Annotated in this window: 18 protein-coding genes; 9 read left to right on the forward strand and 9 right to left on the reverse strand. The window is 65.2% G+C overall.

Features of this window, described 5'->3' with window-relative positions; translation table 11 throughout:
• Positions 1-28: 28 nt before the first annotated feature.
• Complete coding sequence (gene trmB, locus KG088_RS09455) at positions 29-712, reverse strand: tRNA (guanine(46)-N(7))-methyltransferase TrmB (RefSeq protein ID WP_213825273.1); 684 nt, start codon at positions 710-712, stop codon at positions 29-31.
• A 215-nt stretch (positions 713-927) separates the two neighbouring features.
• On the opposite strand from trmB, the gene KG088_RS09460 reads away from it, so the two are divergent.
• From KG088_RS09460 to KG088_RS09485, 6 genes are all read left to right on the forward strand, one after another.
• Positions 928-2,820, forward strand: coding sequence for a beta-ketoacyl synthase (locus tag KG088_RS09460; RefSeq protein ID WP_213825325.1), 1,893 nt, complete (start codon positions 928-930; stop codon positions 2,818-2,820).
• Positions 2,817-3,302: a pantetheine-phosphate adenylyltransferase gene (gene coaD / locus KG088_RS09465; protein ID WP_213825274.1), complete on the forward strand. Its 486-nt coding sequence runs from the start codon at positions 2,817-2,819 to the stop codon at positions 3,300-3,302. The genes KG088_RS09460 and coaD overlap by 4 nt, the downstream gene beginning before the upstream one ends.
• Positions 3,303-3,384: 82 nt before the next feature.
• On the forward strand, positions 3,385-3,633 hold the full coding sequence (locus KG088_RS09470) for a YfhL family 4Fe-4S dicluster ferredoxin (protein ID WP_213825275.1): 249 nt from the start codon (positions 3,385-3,387) through the stop codon (positions 3,631-3,633).
• Positions 3,634-3,744: 111 nt separating this feature from the next.
• Entirely contained in the window at positions 3,745-5,103 is a 1,359-nt protein-coding gene (locus KG088_RS09475; RefSeq protein WP_213825276.1) for an MATE family efflux transporter, read from the forward strand.
• 100 nt (positions 5,104-5,203) lie between these two features.
• Complete coding sequence (locus KG088_RS09480; RefSeq protein ID WP_213825277.1) at positions 5,204-6,514, forward strand: short-chain fatty acid transporter; 1,311 nt, start codon at positions 5,204-5,206, stop codon at positions 6,512-6,514.
• 183 nt (positions 6,515-6,697) lie between these two features.
• The gene (locus tag KG088_RS09485; protein ID WP_213825278.1) at positions 6,698-7,201 is read left to right on the forward strand and encodes an acyl-CoA thioesterase; all 504 of its coding nucleotides are present in this window, start codon (positions 6,698-6,700) and stop codon (positions 7,199-7,201) included.
• 32 nt (positions 7,202-7,233) lie between these two features.
• Here the strand turns inward: KG088_RS09485 and KG088_RS09490 are convergent, their stop codons facing one another.
• Both KG088_RS09490 and KG088_RS09495 read right to left on the reverse strand, forming a co-directional pair.
• Positions 7,234-7,365, reverse strand: a complete 132-nt coding sequence (locus KG088_RS09490; RefSeq protein WP_213825279.1) for an entericidin A/B family lipoprotein — start codon at positions 7,363-7,365, stop codon at positions 7,234-7,236.
• Between the two features lie 63 nt (positions 7,366-7,428).
• A complete protein-coding gene (locus KG088_RS09495) occupies positions 7,429-8,175 on the reverse strand; it encodes a sulfite exporter TauE/SafE family protein (protein WP_213825280.1) in 747 nt (248 codons plus the stop codon).
• Between the two features lie 109 nt (positions 8,176-8,284).
• On the opposite strand from KG088_RS09495, the gene KG088_RS09500 reads away from it, so the two are divergent.
• Complete coding sequence (locus tag KG088_RS09500) at positions 8,285-8,728, forward strand: HIT domain-containing protein (protein WP_213825281.1); 444 nt, start codon at positions 8,285-8,287, stop codon at positions 8,726-8,728.
• Here the strand turns inward: KG088_RS09500 and KG088_RS09505 are convergent.
• From KG088_RS09505 to KG088_RS09520, 4 genes are all read right to left on the reverse strand, one after another.
• Positions 8,710-9,714: a nickel/cobalt transporter gene (locus KG088_RS09505; RefSeq protein ID WP_213825282.1), complete on the reverse strand. Its 1,005-nt coding sequence runs from the start codon at positions 9,712-9,714 to the stop codon at positions 8,710-8,712. The two genes, KG088_RS09500 and KG088_RS09505, sit on opposite strands and share 19 nt — an antisense overlap.
• Positions 9,705-10,394 (reverse strand): DUF1007 family protein, encoded by a 690-nt coding sequence (locus tag KG088_RS09510; RefSeq protein WP_213825283.1) that lies wholly within the window; start codon positions 10,392-10,394, stop codon positions 9,705-9,707. The genes KG088_RS09505 and KG088_RS09510 overlap by 10 nt, the downstream gene beginning before the upstream one ends.
• 80 nt (positions 10,395-10,474) lie before the next feature.
• Complete coding sequence (locus KG088_RS09515; protein ID WP_213825284.1) at positions 10,475-10,843, reverse strand: hypothetical protein; 369 nt, start codon at positions 10,841-10,843, stop codon at positions 10,475-10,477.
• Positions 10,840-11,409 (reverse strand): hypothetical protein, encoded by a 570-nt coding sequence (locus tag KG088_RS09520; RefSeq protein ID WP_213825285.1) that lies wholly within the window; start codon positions 11,407-11,409, stop codon positions 10,840-10,842. The genes KG088_RS09515 and KG088_RS09520 overlap by 4 nt, the downstream gene beginning before the upstream one ends.
• A 123-nt stretch (positions 11,410-11,532) precedes the next feature.
• Between KG088_RS09520 and KG088_RS09525 the strand changes: the two genes are divergently transcribed.
• Both KG088_RS09525 and KG088_RS09530 read left to right on the forward strand, forming a co-directional pair.
• Positions 11,533-12,681, forward strand: coding sequence for a glycerate kinase (locus tag KG088_RS09525; protein ID WP_213825286.1), 1,149 nt, complete (start codon positions 11,533-11,535; stop codon positions 12,679-12,681).
• Positions 12,682-12,802: 121 nt separating this feature from the next.
• Positions 12,803-13,276 (forward strand): Dps family protein, encoded by a 474-nt coding sequence (locus KG088_RS09530; RefSeq protein ID WP_213825287.1) that lies wholly within the window; start codon positions 12,803-12,805, stop codon positions 13,274-13,276.
• A gap of 102 nt (positions 13,277-13,378) precedes the next feature.
• Here KG088_RS09530 and KG088_RS09535 read toward each other — a convergent pair whose 3' ends face one another.
• Both KG088_RS09535 and KG088_RS09540 read right to left on the reverse strand, forming a co-directional pair.
• Positions 13,379-14,845, reverse strand: coding sequence for an aminoacyl-histidine dipeptidase (locus KG088_RS09535; RefSeq protein ID WP_213825288.1), 1,467 nt, complete (start codon positions 14,843-14,845; stop codon positions 13,379-13,381).
• A 68-nt stretch (positions 14,846-14,913) separates the two neighbouring features.
• Entirely contained in the window at positions 14,914-17,130 is a 2,217-nt protein-coding gene (locus KG088_RS09540; RefSeq protein WP_213825289.1) for a tRNA(Met) cytidine acetyltransferase TmcA, read from the reverse strand.
• Between the last annotated feature and the right edge of the window lie 11 nt (positions 17,131-17,141).

The following is a 17,141-nucleotide window of genomic DNA, read 5'->3' on the forward strand; positions in this document are numbered from 1 at the left end:
AGGCAAGCATTTTCAGACAACCAATCCGTCAGGGCGTCAGCTCTGGACGATGAGGCAGCGTCACCGCCAATCGCCACAACGCCTGGCCGCTGTGGTGATATTTTGTCTCGAAAGGCGTCAGGTGGGCGTCATCGGGGTGGTGGCGCGCGGCGTGAACTGTCTCGCCAGTTGCCTGTGTGATGGCGAGTGCGAATTCCTCGACATAGAGCCGCCAGTTGGAGCGCAGCTCAAGCCTGCCCCCCAGTGCCAGAATAGCGGGAAAAACTGGATGCGCCTGCCAGCGCATCTTGAGCTGGGACGCCTTGGGATAAGGGTTGGGATAGAGCAGGTAATGGCGCGCCGGCTGCCAGCCATCGGCCAGCGCCAGGCGCCAGAAGTCCACCAGGTCGGCGCGCACCAGCAAGGCATTGGCGGGAAGCGGACCATGATCGCGCGACAGCCGATCGGCGCTGCGATCGACACCGATGACTGTGTGGTCGGGAAACGCCTCGGCGAGCCGGCGGGTCGAGAGGCCGACACCGCAGCCGGCATCGAGAATCAACGGCGACTCGTCACGCGTGTTTCGCCAGCGCACGGCGGCCGCGAAGGTCTCCCGGGTATGCTTGGCCATAGGCTTGCGCAACGGGTGAGCCAGCGCGCGCGCCACACGCCTGGGCAGGTCGTCGTGGGGGCCTGACTGATTCGACACGATGGCACGGGAGCTGGCTTGCATGGATCGTCAATCTGGCAGCGACTTGGGGACACTGATTCTAGCAGCTACCACGCGGCCAGGTCGGTCGCGTCTGTCCGCATTCTCCATCCGGCGGCTGCATGACGCCATGCCGGGGCGAGTGCTATGATCGATGGCCTGATAACCATAAGCGATTTGCAGACTTCCAACAGCACAACGAGGATTCTGGCTTGTCACATTTACCGGTGATCGTCGGCATGGGCGGCGTGAATCCCGCCGGCAGAACCTCGGGCCATCAGGCGTTTCGCCGCACCGTGCTCGACGCCCTGTCTGACGACGACCAGGCCAGCACACTGCTCGGCCTGGCAGCGATGATGCGCCTGGCCAATGGTCAGGAAGAGGATGCCTGGAAGGACGCCGAGGGCAACATTCTGGACGCCGCCGTCATTGTCGACCAGACGCGCCAGCAAGTGCTCGACCACACCCTCATTCGCCGCATCGAGGACCCGCGCTTCAACGAGGCGGGGCTGCCGGCCAATCGCCGCGCGAGCCTGGCCATCGACACGCCGCTGACCTTCCGCATCCGCCGCCGCCAACTGCCCGACACCCTGCCGCCGACCTGGCAGGTGCGCGATATCGACCGTCATACCCTGGAGGTCATCGTCCCCGCCGGCACCCTGGACGTGATGCTGCCTGAAACACGCATTGCCCAGGTGCGCGCCGCCGGTCAGCTGCCCAGTGGTTTCGAGCCGAGCCGTTTCTATCGCAGCGTGCATCATCCGCGCGGCCTCTCCATGGCGATCTTCTCGGCCAGCGATTGCCTGGGTGAATGCGGCCTCGGCTGGGACAATCTTCGTGACCGCCTCGACCCGGACGCGGTCGCCGTCTATGCTGGCAACTCCATCGGCCAGCTCGACGATGAAGGCTGGGGTGGGCTGCTCAAGAGCTTCGTCTCAGGCAACCGCGCGACCTCCAAGCAGATGCCACTGGGCTACAGCCAGATGCCGGCGGATTTCCTCAATGCCTATGTGCTGGGCAGCGTGGGGGGGACCGGCGCCGCGCTCGGCGCCTGCGCCAGCTTCCTCTACAACCTGAGGCTCGGCGTCGAAGACATACGCGCCGGCCGGCGTCGTGTGGTCATGGTGGGTACCTCGGATGCCCCGGTGACGCCGGAGATCATCGAAGGCTTTCGCGCCATGGGCGCCCTGGCTGACGATGACAGCCTCAAAGCCCTCGATGCGCTCGATCTGCTCACCGATACCGACTATCAGCGCGCCTGCCGCCCTTTCGCCCGCAACTGCGGTTTTACTATTGCCGAATCCAGTCAGTTCGTGATGCTGATGGACGACGCCCTGGCGCTGGAGGTCGGGGCCGAGATTCATGGCTGCGTACCCGGCGTATTTGTCAATGCCGATGGCTGGAAGCGCTCCATCTCGGCGCCGGGTATCGGCAACTACATCACGCTTGGCAAGGCGGCCTCGCTGGTCCGCGACATGCTCGGCGACACGGCACTTCGCGAGCGCAGCTTCCTGCATGCTCACGGCACCAGCACGCCCAAGAATCGGGTGACCGAGTCGCACGTCTTCGACATGGTGGCGCGAGCCTTCGGCATCGAGGCGTGGCCGGTCGTTGCTATCAAGGCCTTTGTCGGCCACTCGCAAGGCAGTGCCGCCGGCGATCAGCTGACTAGCGCCCTGGGCAGCTTCGCCTACAATATGCTGCCGGGCATTCCCACGCTCGACGAGGTCGCCCACGACGTCTCCGGCGAACGGCTGCGCTTCTCGCGTGAGCCATTACCATTCGCCGCCGATGCGGCACTCATCAATGCCAAGGGCTTTGGCGGCAACAACGCCACCGGTGTGGTGCTCTCGCCACGGGTCACCGAACTCCTGCTGATCAAACGCCACGGCGACGCCGCGGTGGCCGCCTGGCAGGCGCGTCGCCGCGCCACCCGCGAGGCCACCGCGCACTATCTTCGCGAGGCCGACCGAGGGCGCTTCCAGGCGCGCTACCGCTTCGGGGAAGGCGTGCTGGAAGGCACCGAGCTCGAGATGAGCAACGAGTTCATCCACATTCCGGGCTATGTACAGCCGGTCTCGCTGGCGGTGGACAACCCATTCGGACGGCTCGACGACGGAGAGCGACAATGATCACGGCGATCTATCCCGGCACCTTCGATCCCATCACCAATGGCCATTTCGATCTCATCGAACGCGCCGCCCGGCTCTTCGACGAGGTAGTCGTGGCCATCGCGGGAAGCCCAGGCAAGGGGCCGACGCTCGATCTCGATACCCGTATCGCCCTGGCACGCGAGGTAGTGTCGAAGCTCGACAATGTGGAAGTGGTCGGTTTTTCCGGGCTACTCACCGAGTTCATGAAACAGCGCCACGCGCGGGTCATCCTGCGCGGATTACGAGCGGTTTCCGACTTCGAATACGAACTTCAGCTGGCCAACATGAACCGTGCGCAAATGCCTGAGCTGGAAAGCGTGTTCCTGACTCCGGCGGTAGAAAACTCCTATATCTCTTCCTCCCTTGTGCGCGAACTCGCCAAGCTGGGCGGTGACGTTTCCCAGCATGTGCACCCAAGGGTCGCCGAGACGTTGAAGAGCCACTATAATACCCGACCATAAAGGTGGGGTTTACCCCACGACCCGTTCGAACGCGCCAAGGCACGGCCGAAGCGCCCGGCCAGCGATTTCCTTGAGGTAACCCATGGCTCTGATGATCACCGACGAGTGCATCAATTGCGACGTCTGCGAACCCGAATGCCCCAACGGGGCCATCTCGGCGGGGGAAGAGATTTACGTTATCGACCCCAACCTGTGCACCGAGTGCGTCGGCCACTACGACGAACCCCAGTGCCAACAGGTCTGCCCGGTCGACTGCATTCCGCTCGATCCTGAGCGCAAGGAATCCAAAGACGAGCTGATGGACAAATACCACGTCATTACCGCGGCGTAAGGACGCCACCGCTAGCTTACTGATGGGCGTGACGTTATCGGACCGTCCTGCCCATCCCCGGTAATCGCGCCACGCGGCACGCTCGTCGCTTTCGCTTTATTTGAGCTCGCCTTGGCCTTCGACACACCGACTCAGGCTCACCAGCGCATCTGGACGCTGGCCTGGCCGATCATCCTCTCCAATATCACCGTGCCGCTGCTGGGCCTGGTGGACACCGCCGTGGTCGGACACCTGCCGGATTCGCGCTATCTCGCTGCCGTGACCCTGGGCGCCACCCTGTTCAGTTTCCTCTACTGGGGATTTGGCTTCCTGCGCATGGGCACCACCGGCCTCACCTCACAGGCGGTGGGCCGTGAGAACGACGACGAGGTTCGCAACCTGCTGGGCCAGTCGCTGCTGTTGGCGACGGGCATCGGCGCATTGTTGATTCTGCTCTCTCGTCCGTTGATCTCGCTGGGCCTCTGGCTGCTCGACGCCAGCCCGGTCGCCACCGAGCTCGCGGCGCAGTACGCCGGTATTCGTATCCTCTCGGCCCCGGCGGTGCTGGCCAACTACGCCATCCTTGGCTGGTTTCTCGGCCAGCAGAACTCGCGGGTGACGCTGGCTATCCTGGTGCTGACCAACAGCGTCAATATCGTTCTCGATCTGTTGTTCGTGGTCGGCCTGGGCATGACCAGCGACGGCGTGGCCTGGGCCACGGTGATCGCCGACTACACGGCGCTGGCCTTCGGTGGCTTTCTGGTAATGCGCCAGCTGGGCCACCTCGAGGGTCGCTTCCTGCATGAGCGGCTGCTCAGGCTCACTGCCTACGCGGAACTCTTCCATGTCAACGCCAATCTCTTCGTGCGAACCCTTGGACTCCTGTTCGCCATGGCATTCTTTACCTCGCGCGGCGCCGCGCAGGGCGACACGGTGCTCGCCGCCAATGCCGTGCTGCTGCAGTTCATCATGCTGACCAGCTATGCGCTGGACGGTTTCGCCCATGCCGCCGAGGCGATCGTCGGGCGTGCCGTGGGACGGCGTCGCTGGGACGAGTTCGGCCAAGCGGTCAAGAGCGCAGCGCTGTTTTCGCTGGTAGCCGCGACGGGCGCCTCTCTGATGTTCGCAGTGGGAGGACACTTGTTGATCGCCTTGTTGACCGGCCTGCCAGCCGTGCGCGAGACCGCGGCTAGTTACCTGCCATGGATGGCCGTCATGCCGTTGGTCGCGGTCTGGAGCTACCTGCTCGATGGCGTTTTTATCGGAGCCACCGCCATTCGCGAGATGCGCAACAGCATCTTCGCGGGATTGGCCGTCTACCTGCCTGTCTGGTGGCTGACACGGGAGCTCGGGAATCATGGCCTGTGGCTCGCGTTCTTGATCTTTGCGCTGGTGCGCTCGGCCACCCTGGCGGGCTATTATCTGCATTTCCGCCGCATACGCTGGAACGCCTCTGGCATGCCATCGCCCACACGCTTTGACAATCCATGACAGGCTAAGCAACGTTGATAACTTGATTGGCGCAAGATGCTGAGTTTGCGTTATTTTCCAACAAGCACGCCATTCCCTAACCAGAACAAGAGACGCCATCATGCTCAAGGCTATCTCGAAACCGGCCGTCAAGCTGGTCGAACGCTACCTTCCCGACCCTTTCATTTTCGTGCTGCTGCTGACGCTCATTGCCGCCGCCGCAGCGATCGCCGTGGAGCGACAGACGCCGCTGGCAGTGATGCGATTCTGGGGTGATGGATTCTGGAGCCTCTTGACCTTCTCGATGCAGATGCTGCTGGTGCTGGTCACCGGCTTCATGCTGGCCAGTTCCCCTCCGGTCAAGCGCCTGCTGCAACGCCTCGCCAGTCTGGCAAAAAGCCCCGGTAGCGCGATTATTCTGGTGACACTGGTATCGCTTGCCGCCAGCTGGATCAACTGGGGCTTCGGCCTGGTGGTCGGCGCACTGTTCGCCAAGGAGCTGGCCAAGCTGGTACGGGTGGACTATCGCCTGCTGGTGGCCAGCGCCTACTCCGGGTTCATCGTGTGGCACGGTGGCCTGGCAGGCTCGGTACCGCTGACCATCGCCACGGACGGCCACTTTACCGTCGAACAGATCGGCGTAATCGGCACAGGCTCTACCATTTTCGCGTTTTTTAACCTGGCAATTGTCATCTGCCTGTTCATTTCGGTGCCGCTGGTCAATCGCCTGATGCTGCCCGATGAAAAGGACAGTGTGTTCATCGATCCCAAGTTGCTGAACGAAGACGAGGCCTTCCGGCCGCGTATCACGCGTCCTGCCGAACGGCTCGAGAACAGCGTGACGCTGGCCTGGCTGGTGGGTATTCCGGGGGTTCTCTACCTGCTCGACCACTTCGTCCTGCGCGGCGGCGGTCTGAACCTTAACGTGGTCAACTTTATTTTCCTGTCACTGGCGATCGTGCTGCATCGCACGCCCCAGAGCCTTCTCAACAGCCTTCATGAAGCGATCAAGGGCGGTGCCGGCATCGTCATCCAGTTTCCCTTCTATGCTGGGATCATGGCGATAATGATGGAGTCGGGCCTTGCCGAAAGTATGTCGCAGGCGTTGATTTCGTTTGCCACGGAAACCTCGCTGCCCTTCTGGTCGTTCATCAGCGCAGGGATCGTCAATATCTTCGTGCCCTCCGGGGGTGGCCAGTGGGCCGTACAGGCGCCGGTCATGCTGCCCGCCGCCCAAGCGTTGGGCGTCGACATTCCGCGCGTGGCGATGGCCGTGGCCTGGGGCGATGCCTGGACCAACCTTTTGCAGCCCTTCTGGGCCCTGCCGGTGCTGGGTATCGCCGGACTGAAGGCCAAGGACATCATGGGATTCTGCCTGATCCAGCTGTTCATCACCGGCATTATCATCGCCATCGGTCTGACCTGGTTCTGAATCTATGCGGGTGACCAAGCATCACGCACGATATTCTTGCCGTGCGTGACGCGTTTCGGGCCTGCCTGCGGGTATTGCGAGTAAGAAGGGCAAGTCGCTTGCCGTCGATCCTGTCGGTCGGGCTGTTGCCCTCGGGTAAATAGGGATGATCTATACTGACAAGTCAATATCAGGAATCAGGGCATGACTACCGACGAACTTCCACGCCAGCATGAATTAACCATGACGGTGCTGATGACCCCCGACCTCGCCAACTTCAGTGGCAAGGTTCACGGTGGCGCCATTCTCAAGAAACTCGACGAAGTCGCCTATGCCTGCGCCAGCCGCTTTTCCGGCCACTACGTGGTAACCCTTTCGGTCGACCAGGTGCTCTTCAAGCAACCCATCCACGTCGGCGAGCTCGTCACCTTCCTGGCTAGTGTCAACCACGTCGGTAGCTCCTCCATGGAGATCGGCATCAAGGTGGTCGCCGAAGACATCCGGCAGAAGCTGATCCGTCATACCAACAGCTGCTATTTGACCATGGTGGCGGTCGATGGGAAGGGTAAACCGGCGAGGGTGCCGATACTCGACATTGCGACGCCAACGCAACAATTGCGATATGAAAAGGCCGCGCTGAGGAAAAAACTAAGAAAACAGGCCGAAGCCGAAGAGCGTCGCGCTCAGGATGAACACGACGCCAGGTGAGCCCTCCATCAGAAGAGCTTGTTGCCATCGCATCAATCGGCGGAGCGCTGGACCGCCTCGCCACCTTCTTCGATATCCTGACCGGCGCCACGCATGGTGTTGCAGCCACTCAGCAGCGACACCGTGAAAAGAGTGACGAGCGTCAACGATAAAATCCTTTTCATGATATGAATCTCCTTGCAGCATGTTGGGAGGTTTAAGAAAAACCGCACGCTGAGTTTAGCACGTCATCCCAGCAGCAGCCTCAGGATGATCGCCACAATTACGATGATTGTCAGCCGCTTGACCCATAGCGCGCCGCGCGCGCTGACATTGACCTTTACGCCGACCCAGGCACCCAGCATGCTGCCGGCGGCAAGGACCAGCCCATATCCCCAGCGCACCTGGTCGTGATAGACAAAGATCGCCAGCGCCGGCAGGGTATACATCAAGATGATCAACACCTTGAAGGCGTTCACCTGGGCGAGATCGATCTTTAGCATGCGGTAAAGCACCACGATAAAGAGAATACCGACGCCGACCTGGAGAAAGCCGCCGTAGACCCCGATACCGAACATGGCGAGATAGATCGCAGGCGTCAGACGCTCGGCAGTCAGCGGGCGAGTCTCCAGGCGCGGCTGAGGAAGCAGCATCACCAGCGCCGATCCGACCATTACCGTAATCAGCACCGCCTCGAACAGCGCGTCACTGACCTGTAGCGCCAGCCAGGTCCCGAGCAGCGAGCCCAGTACGGCCGGCACCGAGAGCCGCAGGCTCAACCCCACATGCCGAGCACCGGCGCGCAGGAAGCTTGCCACCGCGGAGACGCTCTGCAACACGATCGACACCCGGTTGGTGCCATTGGCCACCTGCGGCGAGAGGCCCAGGAATATCAGCAGCGGCAGTGTCAGCATGGACCCGCCCGCCGACAGCACATTGATGAAACCGGCCACGGTACCGATCACCAGCAGCGCCAAGATTTCCATTGGGGTCATTGAAGGTTTCGCTTTTCCGAGGACACAAGACCGGTCAGCATAGCCATCCCGGGCGACACAGCCAACTTACCGCCGAGACAGCTCAACCCATTTTCCATGGAGGCTCAATATGCCTGACTTCCAACCCGATGCTCGCCTCGCGGCCGACAGCCATGCGCTGGCCGAGCTTCCGCTCTGCCAAGTGCGGCTGATGAACGACGCACGCTTTCCCTGGCTGGTCCTGCTGCCACGGCGACCCGGCGTCAGCGAGGTCTTCGATCTCGAGGAGGGCGAGCAGCAACAACTATGGCAGGAAGCCACCGCGGTTGGTCGAGCACTGAAAGACAGCTTCGACGGCGACAAACTCAATATCGCCACGCTCGGCAACATGGTGGCCCAACTACATGTGCACGTGATCGTGCGTCACCGCGGTGATGCTGCATGGCCGGGGCCTGTATGGGGACACGGCCAGCCCGAGGCCTACCGGCCGGAGGCGCTCAAAGACCTGCACGAGCGCCTTCTCGCGCAACTCGACACCTTGCCCCTGGCGGCACCTCACCCGCCCAAGGGGTGACCCGGCGGCGTCTCACCGGCTTCCTCACGTGCCGGTGGTTCGCCCAGCAGCGGCGCGCTCGCGGGTTGGCTGATGCCAGTGAACGCCAGCGATAGCCCCAGGCCGATAATGGCCAGCCCGCCTCCCAGCGAGGCCCAGCCGACCACCCGACCGGAGCTCAGCGGATGGCTCTGTCGTGCCAGGCGTCGCTCGGCCCAGCCTCGGGCCATCACACTGGCAAGCGCGAGCGCCGAGACCGTCAAGGCCGTGCCTAACGACATCACCAGCACTGCCGCCACCCCTACCATGAACTGCCCCAGCAGTGTCGCCGCGCCCAGCAGCAGCACGCCGCCGCTGCACGGACGGATGCCGATGGCGACCACCGTGGCCATGGCCGTGCACCAATCGCCCGCCTGGCGGGGATCGACATGATGGGCAACGCCACAGCAATCGTGGCCGTGTTCATGGCCATGCTCATGCTTATGTTCATGGTCCGGCACCGGGCGACGCAACTGACGGATCGCCCGAACGCACAGCCAACCACCCAGCAGCGCGACCATCAGGAAACTCGCCTGCTCGACCCAGACCACGCTACCCATGGCCTGGCGGGTCAACCAGCCCAGCCCGTGCACCAGCACCACGACCAGGCCGATCGCCACCAGCCCCTGAAGCAAAGAGGCCGCAAACGACAACCCCAGCGCCCGGCGTCGCGCGCCGCCCTGGGAAAGCAAATAGGTAGTCAACACCGCCTTGCCATGGCCCGGGCCGGCGGCGTGGAAGACGCCATAACCGAAGCTGACGCCGAGCAGGGTCGCCCAGGCCGCCGGCGACGGCGTACCGGAAAACTCGGTGATGGCGAGCGTCAGGGCGCGATGAAAGTCGCGCTGCCAGGTCACGACAGGCAGGCTCAGCGCCTGCAACCCGCCCTGGAACCACAGCCAATAGAGTCCCAGCCCGACCAGCACCAGCCCGGCGCATGACAGCAGCGGTCGTGCCGTTAACTGCATGTCACTTCCCCGGTCTCGGCGAAGTAGCGGCCGAGCCCCGACTCACCCTGCTCGTCGACATCCAGCTGCGCGGCAGCAAGCACACGTTCAGGGTCCGGGTCGGCGGGCACGATGCGTGTCTGACACTCGCGCCCATCACCCACGATCAGCGCCTCCTCCAACGGACCGTCATCATCGGCTTCGTGCACCACCTCAAGGTAGTAGCTCGGGTCGAACACCTGATAGCGCAAGGTCTCGCCCGCCAGCGCCACCGGGTCAACCAGCGGCAAGCGGAAGATGAACTCGACCCGACCGCCGCGCTCGAGCACGGTGTACTCGCTCACCTGCCCCAATCGCAGCCTGTCGTCGCCCAGGCGCAGTTCGGTGAAGTAGTCATGGGGGTTCAGGTTGTCGCGGATATCGTTGCCCAGCTGGTCGAGGCCGGCTTCCAGGCTGCCACCACCGTCGGCCTGCCCCAGTTCTTCGAGGATGACCAGGCTGTAGAAAGGGTCCATCCGCCACGTCTGATGCAGTGCCGCCAGACGCCCCTTGTCGTCGAACACCAGGCGCATGCTCATATCGATCCAGCCGTGGGGATGGGCCTGAGCCAGCGTCGGCAGGAACAGCAACAGCAGGGCGAGGCTCGCTCCGGCAAGCCGCCGCCACGGGGTGGCGTGGCGCCTGTCTAAACCAATGTTCATCCGAAGAGTCACCTCAGGGTACGAATGTAGGCTCTTCACAGAGCCAATAAGAGAAAGAACCGGTCAGAAGCAATCACTGATCAGAGAAAGAGCCCCAGCCGCGACCGCAGGTCCACCAGTAGAGGGTCGAGGGTCTGCGGCGCCAGGGGGCGGCCACCGCGGGTGGCGGAGACGCTCACCCGGCTGGTGTTGCCCTCCCCCTCGACGTTGAGCTCGACGCGATAGCCGGGCCAGCGCGCGAGTACCGCCTCGACGCGCCCGAGCTTGCCGTCGGCGTGACGGATCACATAGCCACGCTCCATCAGCAGTGCCACGGCCGTCTCGAGGGTGACCTGGGGAGGCGTTTCGAAGACCAGCTCGCGTGGCTCGGCGGGGGGTGCGGTAGTCGCACAGCCCCCCAACCACAGGCCCATCAGTACCGCTGTCGCTAACCCGGAAAGCCGCTTCATGATGACGCCTCCTCGACCGGCATGGCCTGCATTGCCTCGCGCAGCCGACGACAGAAGTCGGCATCGCTGGCGCTGCGCGTCTCGTGCACTTCGCCGCGCCAGTCGATCAACTGGGAGTCACGCGAGACCCGCGTCACCTCCTCGGCGGCGACCAGCGACACGCGCTCAAGACGCGTCGCATCCCGGCTCACGCCACCGTAACCGCCGCCCAGTCCCACCGAGATGCCGCCGGAGAAGCCCCCACGACCGCCGAAGCCGCCGTAACCACCGAAGAGACTGGTGCGCTCCCAGGTATCATACAGGCCAGCGGAGCCGTGCAGGATGCGCGCTCGCTCGGCGCTGACCAGCCCCAGGACGGGGTCGGTATCGCGTACCGTGAAGCCTTCGGCCTCGAGCGCCGTCATGGCCCGGCGCATGCGATCGCGCACCGAGGCCGTATCGCTTGACCAGCGGCACTCGGCCGACGGCGCGGGCTCCGCCACCGGCAGCGTCGAGGGACTGGTCTGGCAGCCGGCCAGGACCGGCAAGCCGACGACCAGCATGAGGGACAACGGCCAATGGCGCATGAGCTGACTCCCGATCCTGAATAGCCGCAGTGTACGTGCTCGACAGTAAGGTGAAAAAGCTTGCCCCTTCTGCCGGCCCCGTTCAGCCGCTAAGCTGAGCGAAAATGATAACAGAGCCTGCCCATGAAGATTCTGATCTGCCCCGATAGTTTCAAGGACGCCCTCGCCGCGGCCGATGCCGCACGCGCCATCGCCTGCGGCATCGGCCGCGTTGCGGGCGATATCACCACGCTCGAATGCCCGCTTGCCGACGGCGGCGAGGGCAGCCTCGATGCCCTGCTCGCCGCGACCGGCGCCGAGCGTCGCCATGCCGCCGTGCATGATGCCCTGGGTCGCCCGGCGCACGCCGACTGGGGCTGGCACGCAGCCAGTCGCACCGCCTACGTGGAGCTTGCCGAGGCCAGTGGCCTCCAGGCGCTGACCCCGGACGAGCGCACCGCCCTACACAGCACCACCTGCGGCGTGGGCGAGCTGATCCGCCACGCTCTGGATGCGGGCGCCGAGCGGTTGCTGCTGACGCTTGGCGGCAGCGCTACCAACGACGGCGGTGCGGGCATGCTGGCCGCCCTCGGCGCGCGGCTGCTCGACGCCGAGGGACGCGAGCTTCCCGCCGGCGGCGCCGCGCTGAAGGATCTCGCCGAGCTCGACCTCGACGGGCTCGACCCGCGCCTCGCCGGGCTCGCCGTCGAGACCGCCGTGGACGTCGACAACCCCCTTCTCGGCGAGCGCGGCGCCAGCGCCGTCTTCGGCCCCCAGAAAGGCGCCACACCAGACGACGTGACCGCGCTCGACGCGGCCCTGGCCCGCTTCGCCGATGTCGCCGCCACGGCGCTAGGTACGGATCATCGCGAGTTGGCGGGTGCCGGCGCCGCCGGCGGCATGGGGTTCGCCGCGCGGGCCTTTCTGAATGCCGAACTGCGTCCGGGCATCGAACTGGTGATGGCCCAGGCGGGCTTTGGCGCCCTGCTCGACGGGGCCGATCTGGTGATCACCGGCGAAGGCCAGCTCGACGGCCAGAGCATGGCCGGCAAGACCCCAGTCGGCGTTGCCCGCGAGGCGAAGCGGCACGGCGTGCCGGTGGTGGTGCTGGCCGGCCGCCTGGCCCCCGGCTGGCAGGCCGCCTTCGATGAAGGGGTCAGTGCCGCCTTCGCCCTGGCCGACGGCCCGATGGCGCTTGACGAGGCGCTGGAGCGCTGCGCCGAGCTGCTAGCCGATCGTGCCGAGAGCCTGGCGCGGCTGCTGATCGCCGCCGCCCCGCGACGCGGCGCTTGAAATCGCGCGGTGTCGCCGGCATGTCATGAGGCAGCGCTATGGCGGCGATGGGCAGAATTGGCTCTCCCCTCGCCCCGGTGGCGACCCACACTGGCAGCACCGCGATCAAGGAGGCATCCGCATGAGCGACACCAATACCATCGGTCTGCACGAGGCCAGCGCCACGCAGCTGGCCGAGAAGCTCAACGAGCTGCTCGCCAACTACCAGATCTTCTACATGAACGTGCGCGGCTATCACTGGAACGTGAAGGGCCCAGAATTCTTCCAGCTGCACGAGAAGTTCGAGGAGTTCTACACCGACCTGCTGACTAAGGTCGACGAGGTCGCCGAGCGTATCCTGACCCTCGGCCATCAGCCGGTGCACGCCTACAGCGATTACGTGAAGCTTGCCTCCATCCAGGAGGACAAGAACGTCCATGACGGCAAGGCCTGCGTGAGAGGCGTGCTCAAGGGCTACCAGACGCTGATCGAATTGCAGCGCGGCCTGCTCTCGCTCGCCTCGGATGCCGACGACGAGGGCACCGCCGCCCAGGCCGGCGACTATATCCGCGAGCAGGAGAAGACCGTCTGGATGCTGGGCGCCTATCTGGACTGAAGACTAGATCGCCAAAGCGTTAAACGACGACGCGATCATTGACCGGGCGGGGCAATCCCCGCCCGAATTGTTTCTGTGAACCCACACCATCGATCTACGCAATCACTCGGCACCCTCTGCCAGTTCCTCGATCAACCCGCGCAGCAGCATCCAGAACTCCTCAACGGACGCCAGTTCCACGCGTTCGTCGGGGGAATGCGCGCCGCGGATCAGCGGGCCGAAGGAAATCATGTCCAGCTGCGGGTATTTGCCCCCCAGAATCCCGCACTCGAGTCCGGCGTGAATCACCTTGACGCCGGGCTCGACCCCCAGCCGTTGCCGATGCAAGTCACAGAAGCGTGCCAGTAACGGGCTTGTCGGATTCGGCGTCCAGCCGGGATAGGCGTGCTCGATCCGCGTCTTCGCTCCAATCAGCGCGAACAGCGCCGCGAAGCGATCGGCCATGTCCTGGGTGGCGCTGTCACGCAGCGAGCGAACCAGCGCACAGAGGTAGAAGCGCCCCTTCTCCAGGCTGACCACGCCCAGGTTGTTGGACGTCTCGACGACATCGGGCAACTCGGCGCTCATGCGCTCGACGCCGCAGGGCGCCGCATGCAGGGCGGCGATCAACGCATGGCTCGCCTGATCGCTCAGGGCCTCGGCAGGCCGTTCTTTCACGTGCTCTAGCTTCAAGGTCACGCCCTCGTCGACCCCCGCCAACTCGTCGCGCATCGTGGCCTCGAGGGCGATTATACGTGCCCGGGCCGCCTCGATATTCTGCGACGGCAGCGCCAGGCCGGCGAAGGCCTCCCGCGGCAGGGCGTTGCGCAGCGTGCCGCCGTGATAGTCGATCAGCCGCGCGCCGAAAGGCTCGAGGGCGCGCAATCCTCTCACCAGCAGCCGGTTGGCATTGCCGAGTCCCTTGTGGATGTCGATGCCGGAGTGCCCGCCCGACAGCCCCCGCAGCGCAAGGCGCATCGGTTGCTCGCTGTCGGTCAGCGCCACCGTGGGCCACTGCGCCTCGACGACCACATCGGCGCCGCCGGCGCAGCCGATATAGACCTCCCCGCGATCCTCGGAATCCAGGTTGAGCAGCAGGCTGCCTTCCAGCCAGCCCTCGGCCAGCTGCTGGGCGCCACCCATCGAGGTTTCCTCCTCGAGCGTGAACAGCGCCTCGAGCGGACCATGGACGAGGGTATCGTCCTCGAGAATCGCCAGCGCCGCCGCCACGCCCAGCCCGTTGTCCGCGCCCAGGGTCGTCTGGTCGGCATGCAGCCAGCCATCGGCCACATAGGTGACGATGGGGTCGCGGGTGAAGTCGTGGGGATGGTCGGCGTTGGCCTGGGCCACCATGTCCAGATGTCCCTGGAGGATCACCCCCGGCGCGCGCTCATGGCCTGGCGTGGCGGCCTTGCGCAGGCGCAGGTTGCCAAAGCGGTCGCGGTCGTGTGCCAGGCCGCGGGCATCCGCCCAGCGTTCCAGCACGTCGACCAGCTCGGCCTCGCGACCCGAAGGCCGGGGCGTGTTGCACAGGGTGCGAAAGTGACGCCACAGCGACGGCGGCGAGAGCGTTTCGAGGTGGTCGTTCATGATCAAGCGCCTCCAGGGTGGGATGGCGCTACCTTACCCACCGCGTCACGACCTGAAAAGCGGCATGATCACGTGAGGTCTTCTCTCAGCACCGCCACGGCCCGACGCAGCCGTGCAGTGGCCTCGCGCTTGCTCGACAGCCCCAGGTCGGCTGCCAGCCGGGCAGCATCGTGTCCCAGGAAGGCCCAGGCAATCAGCAGAAGTACCTCATCGTCATCAGGCCGTCTTCCCCTGGCCAGTGCGTGGCGCACCAGCGCCTGCAACGCCGGGCGGGCCAGGGCCGGCTCCCGGTGGGCGAAGGCCACGTCGTCGATATCGCGCCGGTCCTGGGCGTCGATAACCTCGATCTCTCCGTGCTCACTGTAGCCGCCACCCTTGCTACCCTCGACTAGCAAGGCCGCCGCCACGGCGGGTGCAAGGTCGTCAAGCTCGAAGGCCAGCAGTCCCGGCAACTGGCGCTGAAAGCGGGCCCGAAGCGTGTCGCTCAATCGCTCGCCGCGCTCGCTCGAGGGCGCAACCACCATCAGCGCATGCTCGCCGGTGGCGGTCTCGCGGGACAGGCCCAGGCGCACCGCGTGAAACCCCAGCGACTGCCAGAAGGCGATCAACCCCGGTTCGGCACCGAAGCTCGCCCCCAGCAGGTCAAGGCCGTCCGCTCGGGCCTTTGCATGCTCGGCCTCGATCAACCGCCATCCGAGACCTTCGCGCCGCCGGCCGGGATGTACGGCGATGCGCACCACCCGGCGCAGCCGCGCCTCGAGCGCCTCCCGCGAGCCGGCGTGGGCCGCCAGCGATTGCGCCAGCAGGTGCCCGCGTGGGCGGCGCTCGCCGCGCGCGACCCGCTCGGCCAGTGAGGGCTCGAATCCCCCTTCGTCGCTGGTCACCACCACCGCCTGCGGGTTGCCGCTAGGCTCCAGGTACGCTTGGGGGGCCAGGCCGGCCAGGCGAACGCCGGGGCCATCAAGAAGGCGGCGCAGGTCTGCCGGCGTCGTGCGGTAATGCGCCTGCACCAGCAGGCCGAATAGAGAGCGCAATTGAGCTTCATCGGTCGTCAGGGCGTCACGCGACCAACACTGCCAATCAAGTGGGCAGCGGGCTGGCAAGGCCTCACCGGGCTCGGCATCCAGCATCAATAGCCGAGCGACCAGCCCCTCGAGGGGGTCGCCTGCGGCCCAGCGGATTGGTTGGTTCAAGGTGCAAGCCTGCCAGTCAGGTGTGCGCCGCTCGAGCTGGTCGCGGAAGCGCAGCGCGAAGCCGCGACCCGACCCTTCATAGCCGTGAACCGTGGTCGCGAAGGCGATACGCGGAAACGCCTCGAGCCACTCACCGAGCAGCGCGGCCGGAATCGCCGCCGCCTCGTCGACCAGCAGTAGACTCCCAGCGCCACCGACCTCGCCACGGCGGGCCAGCAGCGTCAGGGCATCCGGCGCCACGAAACGCACTATTTGGCCATCTTGGCGAAACGTCAGCCCTTCGCGATTCCCGGCGGGACAGAGTGCCTCTACTCGCTCGAACAGTCCCTCGATAGCCGAGGGACGTGGAGCCGTAATCAGCACTTGCGGTTCGCCAGCCGTCAACAACCGCGCGCAGGCGATACCCAACGCCGCGGTCTTGCCGCGACCGCGATCGGCGGTCAGCACCAGCGGACGGCGGCGTCGCAGCCGGGTGAGCCGCCGTACGGCGCTGGCCTGATCGGCGCTCAGGCAGTCAGGGTCATCGACGGGAGCGGAAAGCGATGATGAAGACGCCTCGAGAAGCCGGCATGGGCAGGGGGCCTGCCCGGCCGGCCACTGGATGACAGTAGGGTCGGCACGCAAGAGGCGGGCGAGACGCCCCAGATAGCGGGCGCTAAGCTGCTCGGCCCGCCAGGGATGTTCGGCCAGACGCCGGTAGTCGGCGTCGGGACACACGCCCCAGTCGGTGGGTGTCATCAGCAACAGCAGCCCTCCGGCTTGCAGGGTGCCCGCCACGGCGCCGAAGGCCTCGGGATCGAAGCCGCTGTGTGCCGAGACGGCATCGACCACCACCAGGTCCTGCTCGCCACCGAGCCGTGTACGAGCCTGGTTCGACGCCCGCCAGCCGCTTGCCTCGATATCCTCGGGGGGGACGGTAGACAGCCACAGCGGCGCCTGCCAGGCCTGGGCTCGCCAAAGGGTCAGGGCTTGGTCGCGGCACACATCGGCCTCTCCGGTGAGCCATACCAGTCCGCGCCAGCGCTGTGCGATCAGCCGCTTACGCGCCTCCCAGAGAGGCGTCAGGGGGTTCAGGGCCGTCAACGAGGCCATCGGGCCATCAA

This window comes from Halomonas jincaotanensis (genome assembly GCF_018448785.1).
In the GTDB taxonomy this organism is placed as follows: domain Bacteria; phylum Pseudomonadota; class Gammaproteobacteria; order Pseudomonadales; family Halomonadaceae; genus Halomonas; species Halomonas jincaotanensis.

Bases quoted from the DNA above. Each gene is read 5' to 3' on its own strand.
- KG088_RS09505 (WP_213825282.1), bottom strand. From the start codon at position 9,714: ATGCAGTTAACGGCACGACCGCTGCTGTCATGCGCCGGGCTGGTGCTG.
- trmB (WP_213825273.1), bottom strand. From the start codon at position 712: ATGCAAGCCAGCTCCCGTGCCATCGTGTCGAATCAGTCAGGCCCCCAC.
- coaD (WP_213825274.1), top strand. From the start codon at position 2,817: ATGATCACGGCGATCTATCCCGGCACCTTCGATCCCATCACCAATGGC.
- KG088_RS09460 (WP_213825325.1), top strand. From the start codon at position 928: ATGGGCGGCGTGAATCCCGCCGGCAGAACCTCGGGCCATCAGGCGTTT.
- KG088_RS09530 (WP_213825287.1), top strand. From the start codon at position 12,803: ATGAGCGACACCAATACCATCGGTCTGCACGAGGCCAGCGCCACGCAG.
- KG088_RS09495 (WP_213825280.1), bottom strand. From the start codon at position 8,175: ATGACCCCAATGGAAATCTTGGCGCTGCTGGTGATCGGTACCGTGGCC.
- KG088_RS09515 (WP_213825284.1), bottom strand. From the start codon at position 10,843: ATGAAGCGGCTTTCCGGGTTAGCGACAGCGGTACTGATGGGCCTGTGG.
- KG088_RS09540 (WP_213825289.1), bottom strand. From the start codon at position 17,130: ATGGCCTCGTTGACGGCCCTGAACCCCCTGACGCCTCTCTGGGAGGCG.
- KG088_RS09520 (WP_213825285.1), bottom strand. From the start codon at position 11,409: ATGCGCCATTGGCCGTTGTCCCTCATGCTGGTCGTCGGCTTGCCGGTC.
- KG088_RS09485 (WP_213825278.1), top strand. From the start codon at position 6,698: ATGACTACCGACGAACTTCCACGCCAGCATGAATTAACCATGACGGTG.
- KG088_RS09510 (WP_213825283.1), bottom strand. From the start codon at position 10,394: ATGAACATTGGTTTAGACAGGCGCCACGCCACCCCGTGGCGGCGGCTT.
- KG088_RS09470 (WP_213825275.1), top strand. From the start codon at position 3,385: ATGGCTCTGATGATCACCGACGAGTGCATCAATTGCGACGTCTGCGAA.
- KG088_RS09490 (WP_213825279.1), bottom strand. From the start codon at position 7,365: ATGAAAAGGATTTTATCGTTGACGCTCGTCACTCTTTTCACGGTGTCG.
- KG088_RS09480 (WP_213825277.1), top strand. From the start codon at position 5,204: ATGCTCAAGGCTATCTCGAAACCGGCCGTCAAGCTGGTCGAACGCTAC.
- KG088_RS09525 (WP_213825286.1), top strand. From the start codon at position 11,533: ATGAAGATTCTGATCTGCCCCGATAGTTTCAAGGACGCCCTCGCCGCG.
- KG088_RS09500 (WP_213825281.1), top strand. From the start codon at position 8,285: ATGCCTGACTTCCAACCCGATGCTCGCCTCGCGGCCGACAGCCATGCG.
- KG088_RS09535 (WP_213825288.1), bottom strand. From the start codon at position 14,845: ATGAACGACCACCTCGAAACGCTCTCGCCGCCGTCGCTGTGGCGTCAC.